General features: G+C 74.5%; 12 protein-coding genes. 7 read left to right on the top strand and 5 right to left on the bottom strand.

Going from position 1 to position 17854, the window contains the following annotated elements; translation table 11 throughout:
* Positions 1 to 112: 112 nt before the first annotated feature.
* From ACFY3U_RS05470 to ACFY3U_RS05495, 6 genes are all read left to right on the top strand, one after another.
* Positions 113 to 3505 carry an error-prone DNA polymerase gene (locus tag ACFY3U_RS05470; RefSeq protein WP_387195285.1) on the top strand — a complete coding sequence of 1131 codons (3393 nt, stop codon included), beginning with the start codon at positions 113 to 115 and terminating at the stop codon, positions 3503 to 3505.
* Between the two features lie 98 nt (positions 3506 to 3603).
* Positions 3604 to 3780: a hypothetical protein gene (locus tag ACFY3U_RS05475; RefSeq protein ID WP_387195289.1), complete on the top strand. Its 177-nt coding sequence runs from the start codon at positions 3604 to 3606 to the stop codon at positions 3778 to 3780.
* 47 nt (positions 3781 to 3827) lie between these two features.
* Entirely contained in the window at positions 3828 to 4598 is a 771-nt protein-coding gene (locus ACFY3U_RS05480; protein WP_387195292.1) for a class I SAM-dependent methyltransferase, read from the top strand.
* Positions 4595 to 5773: an alkaline phosphatase family protein gene (locus ACFY3U_RS05485; protein WP_387195296.1), complete on the top strand. Its 1179-nt coding sequence runs from the start codon at positions 4595 to 4597 to the stop codon at positions 5771 to 5773. Before ACFY3U_RS05480 ends, ACFY3U_RS05485 begins: the two co-directional genes overlap by 4 nt.
* A gap of 68 nt (positions 5774 to 5841) precedes the next feature.
* The gene (locus ACFY3U_RS05490; protein WP_387195299.1) at positions 5842 to 7101 is read left to right on the top strand and encodes a DNA polymerase IV; all 1260 of its coding nucleotides are present in this window, start codon (positions 5842 to 5844) and stop codon (positions 7099 to 7101) included.
* Positions 7102 to 7216: 115 nt separating this feature from the next.
* Positions 7217 to 7612, top strand: a complete 396-nt coding sequence (locus tag ACFY3U_RS05495; protein ID WP_387195302.1) for a DUF3040 domain-containing protein — start codon at positions 7217 to 7219, stop codon at positions 7610 to 7612.
* 315 nt (positions 7613 to 7927) lie between these two features.
* Here ACFY3U_RS05495 and ACFY3U_RS05500 read toward each other — a convergent pair whose 3' ends face one another.
* From ACFY3U_RS05500 to ACFY3U_RS05510, 3 genes are read right to left on the bottom strand one after another with little or no spacing between them, the layout of a single operon-like run.
* Positions 7928 to 10399, bottom strand: coding sequence for a DUF3488 and DUF4129 domain-containing transglutaminase family protein (locus tag ACFY3U_RS05500; RefSeq protein ID WP_387195305.1), 2472 nt, complete (start codon positions 10397 to 10399; stop codon positions 7928 to 7930).
* 16 nt (positions 10400 to 10415) lie between these two features.
* Positions 10416 to 11714 carry a DUF58 domain-containing protein gene (locus ACFY3U_RS05505; protein WP_387195308.1) on the bottom strand — a complete coding sequence of 433 codons (1299 nt, stop codon included), beginning with the start codon at positions 11712 to 11714 and terminating at the stop codon, positions 10416 to 10418.
* Position 11715: 1 nt separating this feature from the next.
* Positions 11716 to 12771 carry an AAA family ATPase gene (locus ACFY3U_RS05510; protein ID WP_387195311.1) on the bottom strand — a complete coding sequence of 352 codons (1056 nt, stop codon included), beginning with the start codon at positions 12769 to 12771 and terminating at the stop codon, positions 11716 to 11718.
* 347 nt (positions 12772 to 13118) lie between these two features.
* On the opposite strand from ACFY3U_RS05510, the gene leuS reads away from it, so the two are divergent.
* Positions 13119 to 15959, top strand: coding sequence for a leucine--tRNA ligase (leuS, locus tag ACFY3U_RS05515; RefSeq protein WP_387195314.1), 2841 nt, complete (start codon positions 13119 to 13121; stop codon positions 15957 to 15959).
* Positions 15960 to 16010: 51 nt separating this feature from the next.
* On the opposite strand, the gene ACFY3U_RS05520 is transcribed toward leuS, so the two are convergent.
* Complete coding sequence (locus ACFY3U_RS05520; RefSeq protein ID WP_387195317.1) at positions 16011 to 16853, bottom strand: ABC transporter permease subunit; 843 nt, start codon at positions 16851 to 16853, stop codon at positions 16011 to 16013.
* Entirely contained in the window at positions 16850 to 17761 is a 912-nt protein-coding gene (locus ACFY3U_RS05525) for an ABC transporter ATP-binding protein (RefSeq protein WP_387195320.1), read from the bottom strand. The genes ACFY3U_RS05520 and ACFY3U_RS05525 overlap by 4 nt, the downstream gene beginning before the upstream one ends.
* Positions 17762 to 17854: the final 93 nt, after the last annotated feature.

Below are 17854 nucleotides of genomic sequence, written 5' to 3' on the forward strand. Positions count from 1 at the left end.
CGCAGAGGAATATCTATGACGCAGCGGCATATCGCTCCTCAGGGAATGCGTTCCCGCCCGCGACGACCCGGGCCGGTTCCGCGTCCGTGCCGGGCCGGGGGAGGGCTGCCGGATGAGCTTCCACAACCCGAAGCTGCCCTGGTCGGAGCTGGAGCGGGTGCTCTCCGGCCGGCCCGCCGACGGCGGGCCGGGTGACCGGCCGCGGGGCGGGCGGCCGCGCGAGGAGCGGCACCTGCACGTGGTGGATCCGCTCGCCGTCGAACCGGACGGCGGCGACTCGCCGGCCTGGAGCCGCAGCCGCGAGCGGTACGAACCGCCCGAGCTGCCCCGCCCGGACGGCACGATTCCGTACGCCGAGCTGCACGCGCACACCAACTTCAGCTTCCTGGACGGGGCGAGCCACCCCGAGGAGCTGGCCGAGGAGGCGGCCCGGCTGGGGCTGACCGCGCTCGCCGTCACCGACCACGACGGCTTCTACGGCGTGGTCCGGTTCGCCGAGGCGGCCCGCGCGCTGCACCTGCCGACGATCTTCGGCGCGGAGCTCTCCCTCGGGCTGCCCGGCCCGCAGAACGGCGAGCCCGACCCGCACGGGCGGCACCTGCTGGTGCTCGCGCACGGGCACGAGGGGTACGCCCGACTCGCCGCCACCATCTCCCGCGCCCAGCTGCGCGGCGGCGAGAAGGGCCGCCCGGTCTACGGCGAGCTGGAGGAGGTCGCCGCCGAGCTCAAGGATCACGTGCTGGTGCTCACCGGCTGCCGCAAGGGGCACGTGCCGGGCGCGCTGCTCACCGAGGGCGTCGACGCGGCGGCCCGCGAGCTGGACCGGCTGACCGACCTCTTCGGCGCGGAGACGGTGGCGGTGGAGCTCACCGACCACGGGCACCCGGTCGACGCCGACCGCAACGACGCCCTGGCCGAGCTGGCCGCCGCCGCCGGGCTGCCCACGGTGGCCACCAACAACGTGCACTACGCCACCCCGGGCCGGCGCCGGCTGGCCACCACGGTGGCGGCGGTCCGGGCCCGGCGCAGCCTGGACGAGCTCGACGGCTGGCTGCCCGCCGCCGGCACCGCCCACCTGCGCAGCGGCGCGGAGATGGCGGCGCGGTTCGGGGCGTACCCGGGTGCGGTGGCCCGGGCCGCCGAGTTCGGCGCGGAACTCGCCTTCGACCTGCAACTGGTCGCGCCGCAGCTGCCGGCGTACCCGGTGCCGCCGGGGCACACCGAGATGAGCTGGCTGCGCCACCTGACGATGGCCGGCGCCCGCGAGCGGTACGGCCCGCCCGAGGCGCACCCGGAGGCGTACGGGCAGTTGGAGCACGAGCTGCGGATGATCGACGAGCTGGGTTTCCCCGGCTACTTCCTGGTGGTCTACGACATCGTCGACTTCTGCCGGAAGCAGGACATCTACTGCCAGGGCCGGGGCTCGGCGGCCAACTCGGCGGTCTGCTACGCGCTGCGGATCACCAACGTGGACGCGGTGCGGCACCGGCTGCTCTTCGAGCGGTTCCTCGCCCCCGAGCGGGACGGCCCGCCGGACATCGACGTGGACATCGAGTCCGACCGCCGGGAGGAGGTGATCCAGCACGTCTACGCCCGGTACGGCCGGGAGCACACCGCCCAGGTCGCCAACGTCATCTCCTACCGGCCCCGCTCGGCGGTGCGGGACGTGGCCAAGGCGTTCGGCTTCTCCCCGGGCCAGCAGGACGCCTGGAGCAAGCAGATCGACCGCTGGGGCTCGGTCGCGTCGGTCGACGTCGAGGACATCCCCGAGCAGGTGGTGGCGTACGCGAACGAGCTGCAGACGTTCCCCCGGCACCTGGGCATCCACTCCGGCGGCATGGTGATCTGCGACCGTCCGGTGATCGAGGTGTGCCCGGTGGAGTGGGGCCGGATGCCCGGCCGCAGCGTGCTGCAGTGGGACAAGGACGACTGCGCGTCGGTCGGCCTGGTCAAGTTCGACCTGCTCGGCCTGGGCATGCTGTCGGCCCTGCACTACGGGTACGACATGATCGGCGAGACCCTCGACCTGGGCGACATGACGCTGGACGACCCCGAGGTCTACGACATGCTCTGCCGGGCCGACTCGGTCGGGGTGTTCCAGGTGGAGAGCCGCGCCCAGATGGCCACCCTGCCCCGGCTCAAGCCGCGCGAGTTCTACGACCTGGTGGTGGAGGTGGCGCTGATCCGCCCCGGTCCGATCCAGGGCGGCTCGGTGCACCCGTTCATCCGCCGCAAGAACGGCCAGGAGCCGGTGGAGTTCGCCCACCCGCTGATGCGCAACGCGTTGGAGAAGACCCTCGGCGTCCCGCTGTTCCAGGAGCAGCTGATGCAGCTGGCGATCGACCTGGCCGGCTTCGACGCGGCCGGCGCCGACCAGCTGCGCCGGGCGATGGGGTCGAAGCGGTCGGCGGAGCGGATGGCCCGGATCGCCGACCGGCTGTATGCCGGTATGGCCGAGCGGGGGATCACCGGGGAGCTGGCCGACGACGTGTTCCACAAGCTCTCCGCGTTCGCCAGCTACGGCTTTCCGGAGAGCCACGCGATGAGCTTCGCCTACCTGGTCTACGCCAGCTCCTGGCTCAAGCGCTACCACCCCGCGCCGTTCCTGGCCGCGCTGCTCAACGCCCAGCCGATGGGCTTCTACTCGCCGCAGACCCTGGTCGACGACGCCCGCCGGCACGGCGTCGAGGTGCGCCGGCCGGACGTCAACGCCAGCGGCGCCGCGGCGGTGCTGGAATCCACCCCGGAGACCCGCTGGGGCAGCGTGCCGGGGGAGCCGCCGCACGCCTGGGGGCTGGGCGGTCCGGTGGTCCGGCTGGGGCTGTCGGGCGTGCGTACCCTCGGCGACGGGGTGGCCGAGCGGATCGAGGCGGAGCGGACGGCGCGCGGGCCGTACCGGGACATGCCGGACCTGGCCCGGCGGGTCGGTCTGACCGCCGCGCAGCTGGAGGCGCTGGCCACCGCGGACGCCTTCGCCTGTTTCGGGTTGACCCGCCGGCAGGCGCTGTGGGCGGCCGGCGCGGCGGCTCAGGACCGGCCGGGCCGGCTACCCGGCACGGTGACCGGCGCGGCGGCGCCCACCCTGCCCGGGATGGAGGCGGTGGACCGGCTGGTCGCCGACGTCTGGGCCACCGGCCTGTCGCCGGAGAGCCACCCGGCCCGGTTCATCCGGGACCGGCTGGCGGCGCTGGGCGCGGTGCCGATCGCCCGGCTCGGCCGGGTGGAGCCCGGCCGGCGGATCCGGGTGGGCGGGATCGTCACCCACCGGCAGCGGCCGGCGACCGCGGGCGGGGTCACCTTCCTCAACCTGGAGGACGAGACGGGGATGCTCAACGTCACGTGCTCCCCGGGGCTGTGGCAGCGCTACCGCCGGGTGGCCCGGACCAGCGCGGCCCTGGTGGTCCGCGGCCGGTTGCAGCGGCACGAGGGAGTCACCAGCCTGACCGCCGACCGGTTGGACGCGATCGAGCCGCCGGTCACCCCGGCGTCACGGGATTTTCGCTGACCGGAGTGATCCCCATTACGGTTTCCGCGGCCGGCGGGCGGGAGACTTCGTGGCACGTGCGGGCAGAGTGGCCCGCTCGCCGCAAGGGGGAATGACCAGTGACGGGGAACAGCACGTACACCGGAGTGGCGAACTCCCGGCGCACCCGGCTCGGCGCCGGTTGGGCGCCGGCGCAGGACGCCGAGCCGCGCGAGTACCAGGTGACCGAGGGGCCGGTGGCGAACGCCCAGCGCTCCCGCGCCGAGGAGGACCCGGCCGGCGGCGGCGAGTCCTGACCTGATCGAAACAGCCCACCACCGGTACGGGGGGTCGGGTGGCGCGGGTGACTAGGCTCGACCGGGTGGAGCAGACCACCCCAGGCCGGTTCGCCGGGCCGCCGCTGACCCCCCGTACCGCTGTCATCTGGTCGGTGCTCGCCGCCGAGCTGGACCGCCGCGCCGGCGCCGAGCTGACCGTACTCGACGTGGGCGGTGGCACCGGTGGGTTCGCCGTGCCGCTCGCCCAGGCCGGGCACCGGGTCACCGTGGTCGACGCCAGTCCCGACGCGCTCGCCGCGCTGACCCGCCGGGCCGCCGAGGCCGGGGTCGCCGACCGGGTACGCGCCGTGCAGGGCGACGGCGACGCGATGGCCGGGCTGGTCGAGCCGGGCGGCGCCGACCTGGTGCTCTGCCACTCGGTGCTGGAGGTGGTGGACGACCCGGCACCCGTGGTCACCGCCCTGGCCACCGCGCTGCGTCCCGGGGGCGCGGCCAGCGTGCTGGTGGCCGGCCGGGCCGCCGCGGTGTTGGGCCGGGCGATGAACGGCCACCTCGACGTCGCCGCCGCGCTGGCCACCGCGCCGGCCGGGTCCGCCGGCCGACGGGACACCCTGCGCCGCCGGTTCGACGCCGAGGGCGCCGCCGCGCTGCTGCGCGCCGCCGGGCTGGTGGTCGAGGAGACCCACGGGGTACGCGTGCTGGCCGACCTGCTGCCCGCGGCCGTGGCCGACGGCCAGCCGGGCGCCCTGGTCGAGCTGGAACGGGCGCTGGCCGCCCGCCCGCCGTACCGCGACCTCGCCGCCCAACTGCACCTGTTCGCCCGCCGCCCGGCATGAGCGCGCCGACCGGCACGCACTCCCCGCCCGGCCCGCTGGACGTGGTGGCCCCGCGCTACGGCGGCGGCAGCCTGGCCGACGTGCTGCCCAGCGCGCTGGCGGTGCTCGGCGTCCCCGGCGCGGTCGACCTGCTCGGCCTGGCCCCGCGGCTGGCCGGGGTGCGCCGGATCGCGGTGCTGCTGGTGGACGGCCTCGGCTGGTACCAGATCCCCACCGCCGCCCCGTACGCCCCGACCCTGGCCGGGCTGGCCGCGACCGTGGGTCGGCCGTTGACGGCCGGCTTCCCGTCCACCACCCCGACCAGCCTGGTCACCCTCGGCGCCGGTGCCGCTCCGGGCGCGCACGGGGTGGTCGGCTTCACCGTCCGGGTGCCCGGCACCGACCGGGTGCTCAACCACATCGAGTGGACCGGCGACCCGGACCCGCTGCGCTGGCAGCCGGTGCGTACCCAGTGGGAGCGGGCCCGGGCCGCCGGGGTGGCGGTGACCGTGGTCAGCCGCCCCGAGTTCGCCGGCAGCGGGTTGACCCTGGCCGCCAACCGGGGCGGCGACTACCGGGGCGCCGCCGGCATCGACGCGCTGGCCGGCACGATGCGAGCGGCGCTGACCGCCGGTGCCGGCCCGACCCTGGTCTCCGGCTACCACCCGGAGCTGGACCGGCACGGTCATCTCAGCGGCGTCGACTCAGGCCCCTGGCGGGTGGCCGCCGCCGAGGTGGACGCGCTGCTCGCCCGGCTGGTCGACGATCTGCCGCCGGACGCCGCGCTGCTGGTCACCGCCGACCACGGGCAGCTCGACGTGCCCGCCGCGCACCGCTTCGACCTGGACACCGACCCGCGGCTGCGGGCCGGCGTCCGGGTGGTCGCCGGTGAGCCGCGGGTGCGCTACCTGCACGCGGCGCCGGGCGCGGTGCCGGACGTGCTGGCGGCGTGGTCGGCGGTGCTCGGGCCGGCCGCCCTGGTGCAGACCCGCGAGGAGGCGGTGGCCGACGGCCGGTTCGGCCCGGTGCCGCCGGAGCACCTGGGGCGCATCGGCGACGTGGTGGTGACCTGCCGGGACACCTACGCGGTGCTGGCCACCCGGTCCGAGCCGCCGGCGGTGTCCCGGCTGGTGGCGTACCACGGGGCGGACACCGCGGCCGAGATGACGATCCCGCTGCTGGTGGTCCGGGGCTGACCGGCGGTTCCGTCCCACGCCCGGGGCTGACCGGCGGTTCTGTCTCACCGCCCGGATAGCCTGCGGTCATGGGTCGGAGCCAGTCGTTGCCGCGCGGTGGGGACCCGGGCTTCGGGCCGGACGGGGACGATTCGGGCAGCCTGATCCTGCACGTCGACATGGACGCCTTCTTCGCCTCGGTCGAGGTGCGCCGGCGCCCCGAGCTGCGCGGCCGGCCGGTGGTGGTCGGCGGGGTGGGGCCGCGCGGCGTGGTCAGCTCCGCCAGCTACCAGGCCCGGCGGTACGGCGTCCGCAGCGCGATGCCCACCGCGCGGGCCCGCGCGCTCTGCCCGCACGCCGTCTATCTCCCGCCCGACTTCCCGCAGTACTCTGCCGCGTCGGCGGCGGTGATGCGGATCTTCCGGGACGTCACCCCGCTGGTGGAGCCGCTCTCGCTGGACGAGGCGTTCCTCGACGTGGCGGGCGCTCGACGGCTGTTCGGCCCGCCGGCCCTGATCGCCCGTCGGATCCGCGAACGGGTCCTCGCCGAGCAGCGGTTGACCTGTTCGGTGGGGGTGGCGCCGACCAAGTTCGTGGCCAAGCTCGGCTCGACCCGGGCCAAGCCGGACGGCCTGCTGGTGGTGCCGGCCGACCGGGTGCTGGAGTTCCTCCACCCGCTGCCGGTCGACGCGCTCTGGGGGGTGGGGGAGCGGTCCGCCGAGACGCTGCGACGGCTCGGCCTGACCACCATCGGCGACCTGGCCGTGGCGCCGCTGGGCCTGCTCCGCCGGGCGGTCGGCGCGGCGGCCGCCGGGCACCTGCACGAGCTGGCCCACGGGCGGGACCCGCGCGCGGTCAGCCCGGAGCACGTGGAGAAGTCGATCGGTGCCGAGGTCACCTTCGACGCCGACGTGGACGACCCGGGGGAGATCCGGCGGACCCTGCTCGCGCTGAGCGAGAAGGTCGGGGTCCGGCTGCGCCGGGCCGGGCAGGTCGGGCGGACGGTGTCGCTCAAGGTGCGGCTGGCCGACTTCCGCACGGTCAGCCGGTCCCGCACCCTCGGGGTGCCGACCGACGTGGCCCGCGAGCTGTTCGACACCGCCTGGGCGCTCTGGACGGCTCTCGACCCGGGGGAGCGGGTCCGGCTGCTGGGCGTCCGGGCCGAGGGGCTCGCCGCGGCGGCCGAGTCGCCGCGCCAGCTCACCCTCGGCGCGCCCGAGCACGGCTGGCGGGAGGCGGAAGCTGCCGCCGACGCCGCGGCTGCCCGATTCGGGCGATCCGTCATAGGTCCGGCCAGTCTGCTGGGCAAGCGGGAGCCCCGGCGCGGCGAAAATCAACCCCGGCCGTAGGTCGTCCCGCTTTCCGACGCGCGACCCCCCTCGTAGACTTGGCGGTAAGCAGCCGGTTGGCTGCCACGGTCTGTCGGCCCGACCGGGCCGACCAACGTGACCGGGGAGGAGTGCCGTGCCGCTCTCGGAGCACGAGCAGCGGCTGTTCGAGCAGATCGAGCGGTCGCTTGCCGAGGACCCCAAGTTCGCCTCGGCCGTTCGCGCCAGCGACCCGCGTTTCCACGCGCGGCGTCGCCTGCTCGTCGCTGCCGGTGTGGTCGTCGTCGGCCTGGCCCTGTTGGTCTACGGCGTGGTGATCAAGACCCCGCCGTTGGGCTTGGCGGGGTTCGTCGTGATGTTGGCAGCGCTGGGCTACGCGGTGCAGTCACACCGCCGGGCACAGTCACCGGACCTGCACGTGGTGGGTGGCACCACGAGTCGTCGCCGTCCGCGCGGGCGGTCCGGTCGACGGTCGTCGCTGCTGGACCGCATGGAGGACCGGTGGCGGCAGCGCCCGGAGGGACATCGCTGATCGCCACCCACCCCTGAGGTGGGCGGGCGTCACCGCGGCGGCGGGTGCCGGACCAGGTCCGGTCACCTCCGTCGGATCAGCACGTCCGGGCCGGGAGCGCCCGTCGGCAGTGGCCTCTCCCTGAGCCCGAGCGCCGTCTCCGCCGGCAGAGCCTCTGAGCCCGAGTGCCGCCTCCGCCGGCAGAGCCTCTCCCTGAGCCCGAGCGAGCGCCCGACACGCGTGAGCGGGATGACGGGTTGTCGTGTTGGCGACAGTCCGTCATCCCGCTCAGTCGTGCCCGGGCCCTGCACCGGCCGCGGCGGGCGGCCGGGTCGGTCAGGCGCGGCGGGCGAGGCGGTTCGCCAGCAGCCGGCGCGGGCTCAGCCGCTCCGCCCGATAGCGGGCCCGCCCACCGGTGGCCACCCAGCGCGACGACGAGTCGCCGAACGCGAGCCGCCAGCGCAGCAGCACCGACGGCGGCAGCACCGTCGCGAGGAACCTGGTCCGCCGGTCGGCCCGCGCGGCGAGCGTGCCACGGACCGCGCGCAGCGCCGGATGCAGCGGCTCGCCGGTCAGCGGGTCGCGGGCGTACCGGGCCCGCTCCTCGGCCCGGCCGAGCAGCCGCACCGCCCCCACGGCCTCGGTGTCGTCGCCGACCGCCTCCCGGACCAGCCGCTCCGCGGTGGCTCGGGGGGTCTCCGTCCGGTCCACCGGCACCCGGTAGTCGACCAGGGTGTCCAGCAGCTCGTCCCAGGCCGCGTGGGCGTCCGCCCGGGCCTGGGTGGCGTCCGCGCCGACCACGACCATCGGCGTCGCGCCACCCTCCGCGGCGGCGTCCACCGCCACCGCCGCCGGTGTCGCCCGACCGTGGCGGCGGCGACGCAGTGCGGCCCGGCGCAGCGCCGGCAACGCCAGCAGAGCGAGCAGCGCGACCAGGGCACCCGCCGTCCACCACGGCCAACTCGGTGCCTGGGCCGCCGGGGCGGCGGCGTTCGGGTCGAAGCCGGTGTCGGTGTCCCGGTCGGCGTTGTCCGGCCGCTCCGCGCCGGCCGAGGCGGCCGGGTCGTTCGGAACGGTGCCGGGCGCCGCGGACTCCGACGTCTCCGGGTCGGGCGCGTCGCTGTCCGGCGCCCACGCCGAGCGGGTGGAACCGGCCACGCTGGACGCCGGGGTGGCGTCGAACGGCACCCAGCCCATCCCGTCGAAGTAGACCTCCGTCCAGGCGTGCAGGTTCCGGTTGGTCAGCACGTGCGCCTCACCGCTGACGTTGCTGCCGTTGGTGAAGCCGAACGCGACCCGGGCCGGGATGCCGGCGGCGCGCACCATCCAGGCCATCGCTGCCGCGTACTGCTGGCAGTAGCCGGTCTTGTTGGTGAGGAAGTCGACGATCTCCTTGCCGCTGGTGCCGCCCTTGGTGCTCAGCGAGTAGCTGAAGCCGTTCTCCCGGGAGAAGTAGTCGTAGATCGCCCGGACCTTGTCGTAGTCGGTGTTCTTCCCGTCCACCAGCCGGCTGACCAGCCGGTCGACCTCCTGTGCCGGTGGCGTCTTGGTCTGCTGCAGGACCATCGGGTGCTCGGCCGACAGCGGCCGGACCCGGCGCAGGGCCGCCGGCGAGTACGTCGAGCGCACGTAGTCGAACTCGTAGCGCTTGCCCCGGGAGTTGTCCCGGTTGGAGAAGATCACCCCGAGGTTCGCGTCGTACGACCAGTTGCCGCCGAGCCCGTCCACCTTGACCGGGTCGGCGTAGAGCGGCACGAAGGGCATCTCCAGGCCGCGGGTGACCTCCACGGTGGCCCGGTACCGCTGCTGCTCCACGCCCGGCTTGGCCGGATCCGGCAGCTCCCGGTTGACCGGCCGCCCGTTGGGGCCGCGTACCCGGAAGCCGTCCGGCCGCAGGTCGTCGGCGACGCCGAAGCGCAGGTAGAACGGGTTCGGCTCGTTGGTGGTGACCTTGACCAGGTCGGTCACCTGGGACTGGTTGAGCTGCCCGCTGAGCGCGGCGAACAGGTCGATCCGGCCGGGTGTGCCGCCCTGCCCGGGCCGGCCGTTGCCGGCACCCTCGCCGGCCGAGCTGATCCGGTCGAGCAGGCTGCCGTCCATCCCCGGCACGGGCACCAGCGGCAGCACCACGGCCAGGGCCACGCCGACCACGGCGAGTCGTCGCCCGGCCGCGGCCAGCGGGGAGGACTCCCAGATGTCCACGTCCCGGCCCTCGCCGGTGAATCGGCGGCCGAACCGGCGTACCCGGTCGACGTTGTCGGTCACCAGCAGCCAGAGGTAGCCGCAGGCGCCGACCACGAAGGGCAGCGCCGGGACGCTGTCCACGTAGACCGCCACCGGCACCGAGTAGATGGCCAGCATCGGCAGGCCGGCCAGCGCGGGCCGGCGCAGGCCGACCGCCAGCACGTCCACCAGGACCGCGACCGCGCCGATGCCGAGCACGGCGAGGAACAGCAGCGGGGTGGTGTCCGGCACCTTCACGCCGTACGCGCGCATGTCGCGCAGCGAGCCGTGCAGCAGCTCGCCGAAGTTGGCCAGGGTGTCCGGCGTGGGCAGCAACGCGACCAGCTCGCCGCCGCTGGGGAAGAGCCAGGTCAGGGCGAGCAGCAGCCCGGCGAGCATGCCCAGCACCTGACCCCAGAGCGGGGCCCGGACCAGCCGGGTCAGCGCCGCCGCGCCGGCCACCACGGCGACCGCGATGGCCGCCTGGATCAGCCACGTCCAGCGCTCGAAGATCGCCGACAGGGGCGCCGCGGCCAGCAGCGTCGCCGCCGCGGCCACGAACCCCAGGTTACGGGAGGCGATCACGACGCCCTCCTTCTCGTCATCGGACCCCGCCGGCCACCGTCTCGGCCAGCGCGGCGCGCAGCGCGAACCCCTGGGAGCCGCGCGCGGTCTGCGGCCAGAGCCCGGGCAGCCGGGCCTCGTGGTCGACGCCGATCACCCGCCAGCCGCCCTGCAGCAGCGCCAGCGCGGCGGCGCCGTGCGCCCGCTCCGCCTCGAACCGGGCCTTCTCTGGCAGGTTGAGCCAGGTGGAGCTGTTCAACAGGAACCCCACGCAGGTCGCGCCGTTGCCACGCAGGCCGGCCAGCAGCTCCGCCTCGGCGCCGGTCAGCGAGCCGAGCAGCGCGATGATCAGCCCACCGTCGGAGCGCTGCCGCACCCGCTGGACCAGGGTCGCCAGCTCGCCGCGCTGGTCCAGCCGGACGTCGGCGAGGTGGTCGAGCAGGACCCCGTCGCCGGCGGCCTCGGTGGCGTCGACGTCCGCGCCGGAACCGGTCACCAGCCGCAGCTTGTAGCCCGACTGGCGCAGGTGCACCGCGATGCTGGCGGCGGCCGAGACCGCCCACTCGAAGCTGGCCGTCGGCCCGTCGCCGCGGTGGCCGTACGCCCGGGTGTCCAGCACCACGGTGGCCCGGCTCTCCCAGGGCTGCTCCTCCCGGCGCACCATCAGCTCCCCGGTGCGGGCGGTCGACTTCCAGTGCACCCGGCGCAGGTCGTCGCCCATCCGGTACTCCCGGGTCGCGGCGTCGTCCTCGCCGTGCACCGCGACCGACCGGGCCCGGCTGTCGCCGCTGCCGGCGTACTCGCCGGGGAGGCGGACCGTGGGCAGCGGGTTGACCTGCGGGATCACCGTGAGGCTGTCGGTGCTGGGAAAGGCCCGGGTCAGTTCGCACAGACCGAACGGGTCGGTCATCCGGACCACCAGCGGGCCCACCTCGTACCGGCCGCGCACGTCGGCGCGGACCGTGTACGCCACCGAGCTCGCCTGCTGCGCGCCGAGCCGCTCCAGCACCACCCGGGGCCGGCTGCCCAGCGCGTACGGCAGCCGGTCCTCCAGCAGCAGGGTGCCGGTGGGCAGCCGGGACAGGTTCTGCAGCCGCAGCACCACCCGGGAGCTGGCGCCGACCGGCACCCGGTGCGGCTCCAGCGAGCGGTTGCAGGCCAGCTTGTAGCGGCTGCGCCCGACGTAGAGGGCGGCGAGCAGCGGCAGCACCGCCAGCAGCACCGCCACGCGCAGCAGGTCCTTCTCGCCGAGGACGCCGGCGGAGATGGCCGCGGCGATCGCGGCCGCCAGGAACGAGCGACCGCGGGTGGTCAGCCCACGCAGCCCGTCGCGCACGTCACGGCCTCCGCGGCTCGAACGGGCCGCGGCCGTTGCCGGTGGCCGGTCGGGGCGGGTCGTACTGGGTGCGCTTGCGCTCCTGCGGCAGCGCCAGCCGGTGCACCACGTCGGAGACGATCGCGTCGGTGGTGCGGCGGGCCAGCTGGGCGTCGGCGGTGGGGATGATCCGGTGCGCCAGCACCGGCACGGCCAGCGCCTGCAGGTCGTCGGGGAGCACGAAGTCGCGCCCCTCCAGGGCGGCCACCGCGCGGGCCGTGCGCAGCAGCTGCAGGGTGGCCCGGGGGGAGGCGCCCAGCCGCAGGTCGGGGGCCTCGCGGGTGGCGGTGACCAGGTCGACCGCGTACTGCTTGACGGCGTCCGCGACGTGCACCTGGCGGACCGTGGCGATCAGCCGGCGGACGGTGTCCGCGTCGGAGACCGCGCGCAGCTCCTGCAGTGGGTCCGCGGCGCCGTGACCGTCCAACATGGCCAGCTCCGCGTCCGGGCCGGGGTAACCCATCGCGATCCGGGCGGTGAACCGGTCGCGCTGCGCCTCGGGCAGCGGGTACGTCCCCTCCATCTCGATCGGGTTCTGGGTGGCGATCACCATGAACGGGGTCTGGAGCTGATAGGTCACCCCGTCGACCGTGACCTGGTGCTCCTCCATGCACTCCAGCAGCGCCGACTGGGTCTTCGGCGAGGCCCGGTTGATCTCGTCGCCGACCACCAGGTTGGCGAAGACCGCGCCGGGGCGGAACTCGAAGTCGTGGGTCTCCTGGTTGTAGACGCTGACCCCGGTGACGTCGCTGGGCAGCAGGTCGGGGGTGAACTGGATCCGGCGCACCGAGCAGTCGATCGAGCGGGCCAGGGCCTTGGCCAGCTTGGTCTTGCCGACCCCGGGAACGTCCTCGATGAGCAGGTGGCCCTCGGCGAGCAGCACGGCCAGCGCCAGCCGCACGGTGGCGGTCTTGCCCTCGATGACCTGCTCGATGTTGGCCACGATGGCCTCGCTGGCGGCGCGGAACTCGTCGTGCGGCAGGATGCCGCCCACCTCGTCCCAGGTCTGCTGTGTCACGGGCCTCCTCCTCGTCGCCGGACGGCAGCTCTGAATAGAGCACCTGGACCCGCCGTTGGGTTCGCGACGTCGAGCCTCTTCTGCCGCAGAAATCTCACTGGCCTCTCAGGCTAACCATGTTTGTCGTGATCGCCGACCCCCGCAGGAACTCCGTCGGTTACGCACCGAATTCGTCAGGTTGAGGGACGGGGTACACTCCTGCTCATGGCCGGAGTCTTCCTGCTTCTTACCGGGCCGTGCTGATGCGCTGACGCGCGACAGCACGGCGGCCCCTCCTGCGCGAGGGGCTTTTTTGTGCCCGCAGCGAGGCTCCCCGAATCCGACATGACCCGCGCCAAGGAGACCCCATGAGTGAGGCAGCCGCACCGGCGGGCGACATTCCCCCGTACCGGTACACCGCGGCCCTGGCCGACCAGATCGAGCGCCGGTGGCAGGACACCTGGGCGCGGGAGGGCACCTTCCACGCGCCCAATCCCACCGGCCCGCTGGCCGACCCGGACCACCCCCGGGCGGGCGCGGAGAAGCTCTACGTGCTGGACATGTTCCCGTACCCCTCGGGCGCCGGCCTGCACGTCGGGCACCCGCTGGGCTACATCGGCACCGACTGCTTCGCCCGCTACCAGCGGATGGCCGGCCGCAACGTGCTGCACGCGATGGGCTTCGACGCGTTCGGCCTGCCCGCCGAGCAGTACGCGGTGCAGACCGGCACCCACCCACGCACCACCACGGTGGCGAACATCGAGCGGTACAAGGAGCAGCTGCGCCGGCTGGGCCTGGCCCACGACGAGCGGCGGTCGGTGGCGACCATCGACACCGACTTCTACCGGTGGACCCAGTGGATCTTCCTGCAGGTCTTCAACTCCTGGTACGACACCGACGCGCGCAAGGCCCGCCCGATCGCCGAGCTGATCGCGGAGTTCGAGGGGGGCAACCGGCAGACCCCGGACGGCCGGCCGTGGGCGCGGCTGTCCGTCGCCGAGCGCCGGCAGGTCGTCGACGACCACCGGCTGGCGTACGTCTCGCAGGCGCCGGTGAACTGGTGTCCGGGGCTGGGCACCGTGCTGGCCAACGAGGAGGTCACCGCCGACGGCCGCTCCGAGCGGGGCAACTTCCCGGTCTTCAAGCGCAACCTGAAGCAGTGGATGATGCGGATCACCGCGTACGGTGACCGGCTGCTGGACGACCTGGACACCCTGGACTGGCCGGAACCGATCAAGCTGCAGCAGCGCAACTGGATCGGCCGCTCCACCGGCGCGCACATCGACTTTCCCACCGGCGCGGCCCCGGTGCGGGTGTTCACGACCCGGCCGGACACCATCTTCGGGGCCACCTACCTGGTGCTGGCGCCGGAGCACGAGCTGGTCGACGCGCTGACGCCGGCCGCCTGGCCGGCCGGGACGAAGCCGGCCTGGACCGGTGGGCACGCCAACCCGCGGGCGGCCGTCGAGGCGTACCGCAAGGCCGCCGCGGCCAAGACGGACCTGGAGCGGCAGGCGGACAGCCGGGAGAAGACCGGCGTCTTCGTCGGCGGGTACGCCACCAACCCGGTCACCGGCGGGCAGATCCCGATCTTCGTCGCGGACTACGTGCTGGCCGGCTACGGCACCGGCGCGATCATGGCGGTGCCCGGCCAGGACCAGCGGGACTGGGACTTCGCCGAGGTCTTCGACCTGCCGATCGTGCGTACCGTCCAGCCGACCGAGGGCTTCGACGGCAAGGCGTACACCGGGGACGGGCCGGCCATCAACAGCGCCGCGCCCGAGCGCGGCCTGGACCTGGACGGCCTGGGGGTCGCCGACGCCAAGGCCCGGATCATCGAGTGGCTGGAGGCCAACGGGCACGGCACCGGGGCGACCACCTGGCGGCTGCGCGACTGGCTGTTCTCCCGGCAGCGCTACTGGGGCGAGCCGTTCCCGATCGTCTACGACGAGTCGGGCACCCCGATCGCGCTGCCCGAGTCGATGCTGCCGGTCGAGTTGCCCGAGGTGGACGACTTCTCGCCGAAGACGTTCGACCCGGAGGACGCGGACAGCAACCCGGAGACCCCGCTGTCGCGCCGGCGCGACTGGGTCGAGGTCGAGCTGGACCTGGGCGACGGGCCGAAGCGGTACACCCGGGAGACCAACGTGATGCCGCAGTGGGCCGGCTCCTGCTGGTACGAGCTGCGCTACCTGGACCCGACCAACAGCGAGCGCTTCGTCGACCCGGAGAACGAGGCGTACTGGATGGGCCCGCGCGGCACGGGCGACTGCGGGGGCACCGACCTGTACGTCGGCGGCGCCGAGCACGCCGTGCTGCACCTGCTGTACGCCCGCTTCTGGCACAAGGTGCTGTACGACCTGGGCCACGTCTCGTCGTTCGAGCCGTTCCGCAAGCTGTTCAACCAGGGCATGATCCAGGCGTACGCCTTCCAGGACCCGCGCGGCGCCTACGTGCCGGCCGAGGAGGTCGTCGAGGTCGACGGCCGCTGGTTCCACGGCGAGACCGAGGTGCGCCGCGACTACGGCAAGATGGGCAAGTCGCTGAAGAACGTGGTCACCCCGGACGAGATGTCCGAGGCGTACGGCGCGGACACCTTCCGGGTGTACGAGATGTCGATGGGCCCGCTGGAGGTGTCCCGCCCCTGGGACACCCGGGCGGTCGTCGGGTCGTACCGGTTCCTGCAGCGGGTCTGGCGGGCGGTCGTCGACGAGCAGACCGGGGAGTCCCGGGTGGCCGACGCGCCGGCCGACGAGGCCACCCGTCGGCTGCTGCACAAGGTGATCGACGGGGTCCGCGGCGACATGGAGGGGATCCGGTTCAACACCGCGATCGCCAAGCTGATCGAGCTGACCAACGCACTGACCCGGCTGCCGGCCACCCCGCGCGAGGTGGCCGAGCCGCTGGTGCTGATGGTGGCGCCGGTCGCCCCGCACATCGCCGAGGAGCTGTGGCAGCGACTGGGCCACACCGGCTCGCTGGCGTACGCGGACTTCCCGACCGCCGACCCGGCCCTGCTGGTGGCCGAGACGGTGACCTACCCGGTGCAGGTCAACGGCAAGGTCCGCGGCCGGATCGAGGTGCCCGCCGACGCCGCCGAGGACGACGTGCGGGCGGCGGCGCTGGAGGCCGTCGCGTCCGCGCTGGCCGGCAAGGAGCCGCGCAAGGTCATCGTGGTGAAGGGCCGGATGGTCTCCGTCGTGGCCTGACCGTCCGTCCTCGCGGGGCGCGTCCCGAACCGGGACGCGCCCCGCGCCGGGTCAGGGCTCTCGGCGGTGCACCACCAGCACGGCGACCAGCGCGGCGGCCACCGGCCACGCGGCGAGGACCAGCCACGAGCCGGGCACGCTCGCCACGTGCAGGTTCGCCACCACGTACGGGTTCGAGACCAGCCGCTCCCAGGCCGGCACCGGCAGGGCGTTATGGATCGCCGCCGTCCCGCGGTGCGTGATGTCGAAGCCCAGCGGCAGCAGGAGCAGCACCGTGGTCACGGTGACGATCGCCGGGGCGGTGTGCCGCACCAGCGCCCCGATGCCCAGCCCGATCAGCGCGCACACCGGCAGCAGCAGCACCGACGCGATGACAGCGCGCAGCGCCTCCGGGTCGGCCAACGACGTGGCGGCGCCCCGGTCGGCGAGGATCCCCTGCGACAACCCGAACGACAGGCCCGCGGCGAGCCCGCCGACGGCCAGCATCACGACGGCCAGCACCGCGACCTTGGCGGTGATCACCGCCCGCCGGTCCGGTACCGCGGCGAACGTGGTGCGGATCTGGCCGCTGGCGTACTCGCCGGCGATCATCACGGCCCCGACGGCCCCGGCGGCGAGCATGACGAACAGCCACCCCTCCTCGGGAAAGGCGTCGTGGACGGGGTCGAACGCGGCCTGCCGCTCGGGAGAATAGTCCGGCCAGTTGTGGTGGTCGGCCAGCGCGGCACGGACGCTGAACAGCGCGGCGGAGACCGCGATCAGCGCCAGCGACCAGTACGTGGAGCGCAGCGACCACAGTTTGATCCACTCGGCGGCGAGCAGGTGACGGAATCGGTCGGGGGCCTCTCCGACAAGCGGACGGATCTCGGTGGGGGTGCGGATCGGGGTATTCATCGGTGGTCTCCTGCCCGGTGGTCGACGCGGTCGGCGGTGAGTTCCATGAACGCCTCCTCCAGCGAGGCGGTCCGGCTGGACAGCTCGTGCAGCACGATCCCGCGCCCGGCCGCCAGCTCACCCAGCGCGGTCGGGCTGAGGCCGGACACGACGAGCGAACCGTCGGCGCCGACCGCGACCTCGACGCCCGCGCCGCGCAGCGCGGCGGTGAGTGCCGTCGGGTCGGCGGCGCGGACGACGACCTGGGGCCGCGCGCCTCGGGCGGCGAATGCGGCGAGACTCTCGTCGGCGATCAGCTCGCCCCGACCGATGACGACGAGGTGGTCGGCGGTCTGCTCCATCTCGCTCATCAGGTGGCTGGAGACGAAGACGGTGCGGCCGTCGCCGGCCAGCCGGTGGAACAGCCCGCGTACCCAGCGGACCCCCTCCGGGTCGAGGCCGTTGAACGGTTCGTCGAAGAGCAGCACCGGCGGGTCGCCGAGCAGCGCCGCGGCGATGCCGAGGCGCTGCTTCATGCCGAGGGAGTAGCCGCCGACCCGGCGTCGCGCCGCGTCGGCCAGACCGACCTCGCGCAGCACCTCGTCCACCCGGGACCGGCCGATGCCGTTGCTGGCCGCAAGGGCGGCCAGGTGCGCCCGCCCCGACCGGCCGCCGTGCACGTCGCCGGCGTCGAGCAGCGCGCCGACGAGGCGCAGCCCCCGTGGCCGGTCGGCGAACGGGCGGCCGGCCACCAGCGCGGTGCCGCCGGTCGGGCGGTGCAGGCCGAGGATCAGCCGCAGGGTGGTGGACTTGCCCGCGCCGTTCGGGCCGAGGAACCCGGTCACGTGGCCGGCCCGGACGGTGAGGGTCAGTCGGTCGACGGCCGTGGTGCGGCCGTATCTCTTGGTCAGTTCTCGTAGCTCGATCATGGCTCCACCCTGCCGGCGCATCCCTCGTCGGTCGTCGCACCGCGGGCCACACCCGCCGGCCGGCGACCCGCCCCGGGGCGTACGCCCGTCGGC

It is taken from the genome of Micromonospora sp. NPDC000089, from assembly GCF_042899365.1.
GTDB lineage: Bacteria > Actinomycetota > Actinomycetes > Mycobacteriales > Micromonosporaceae > Micromonospora.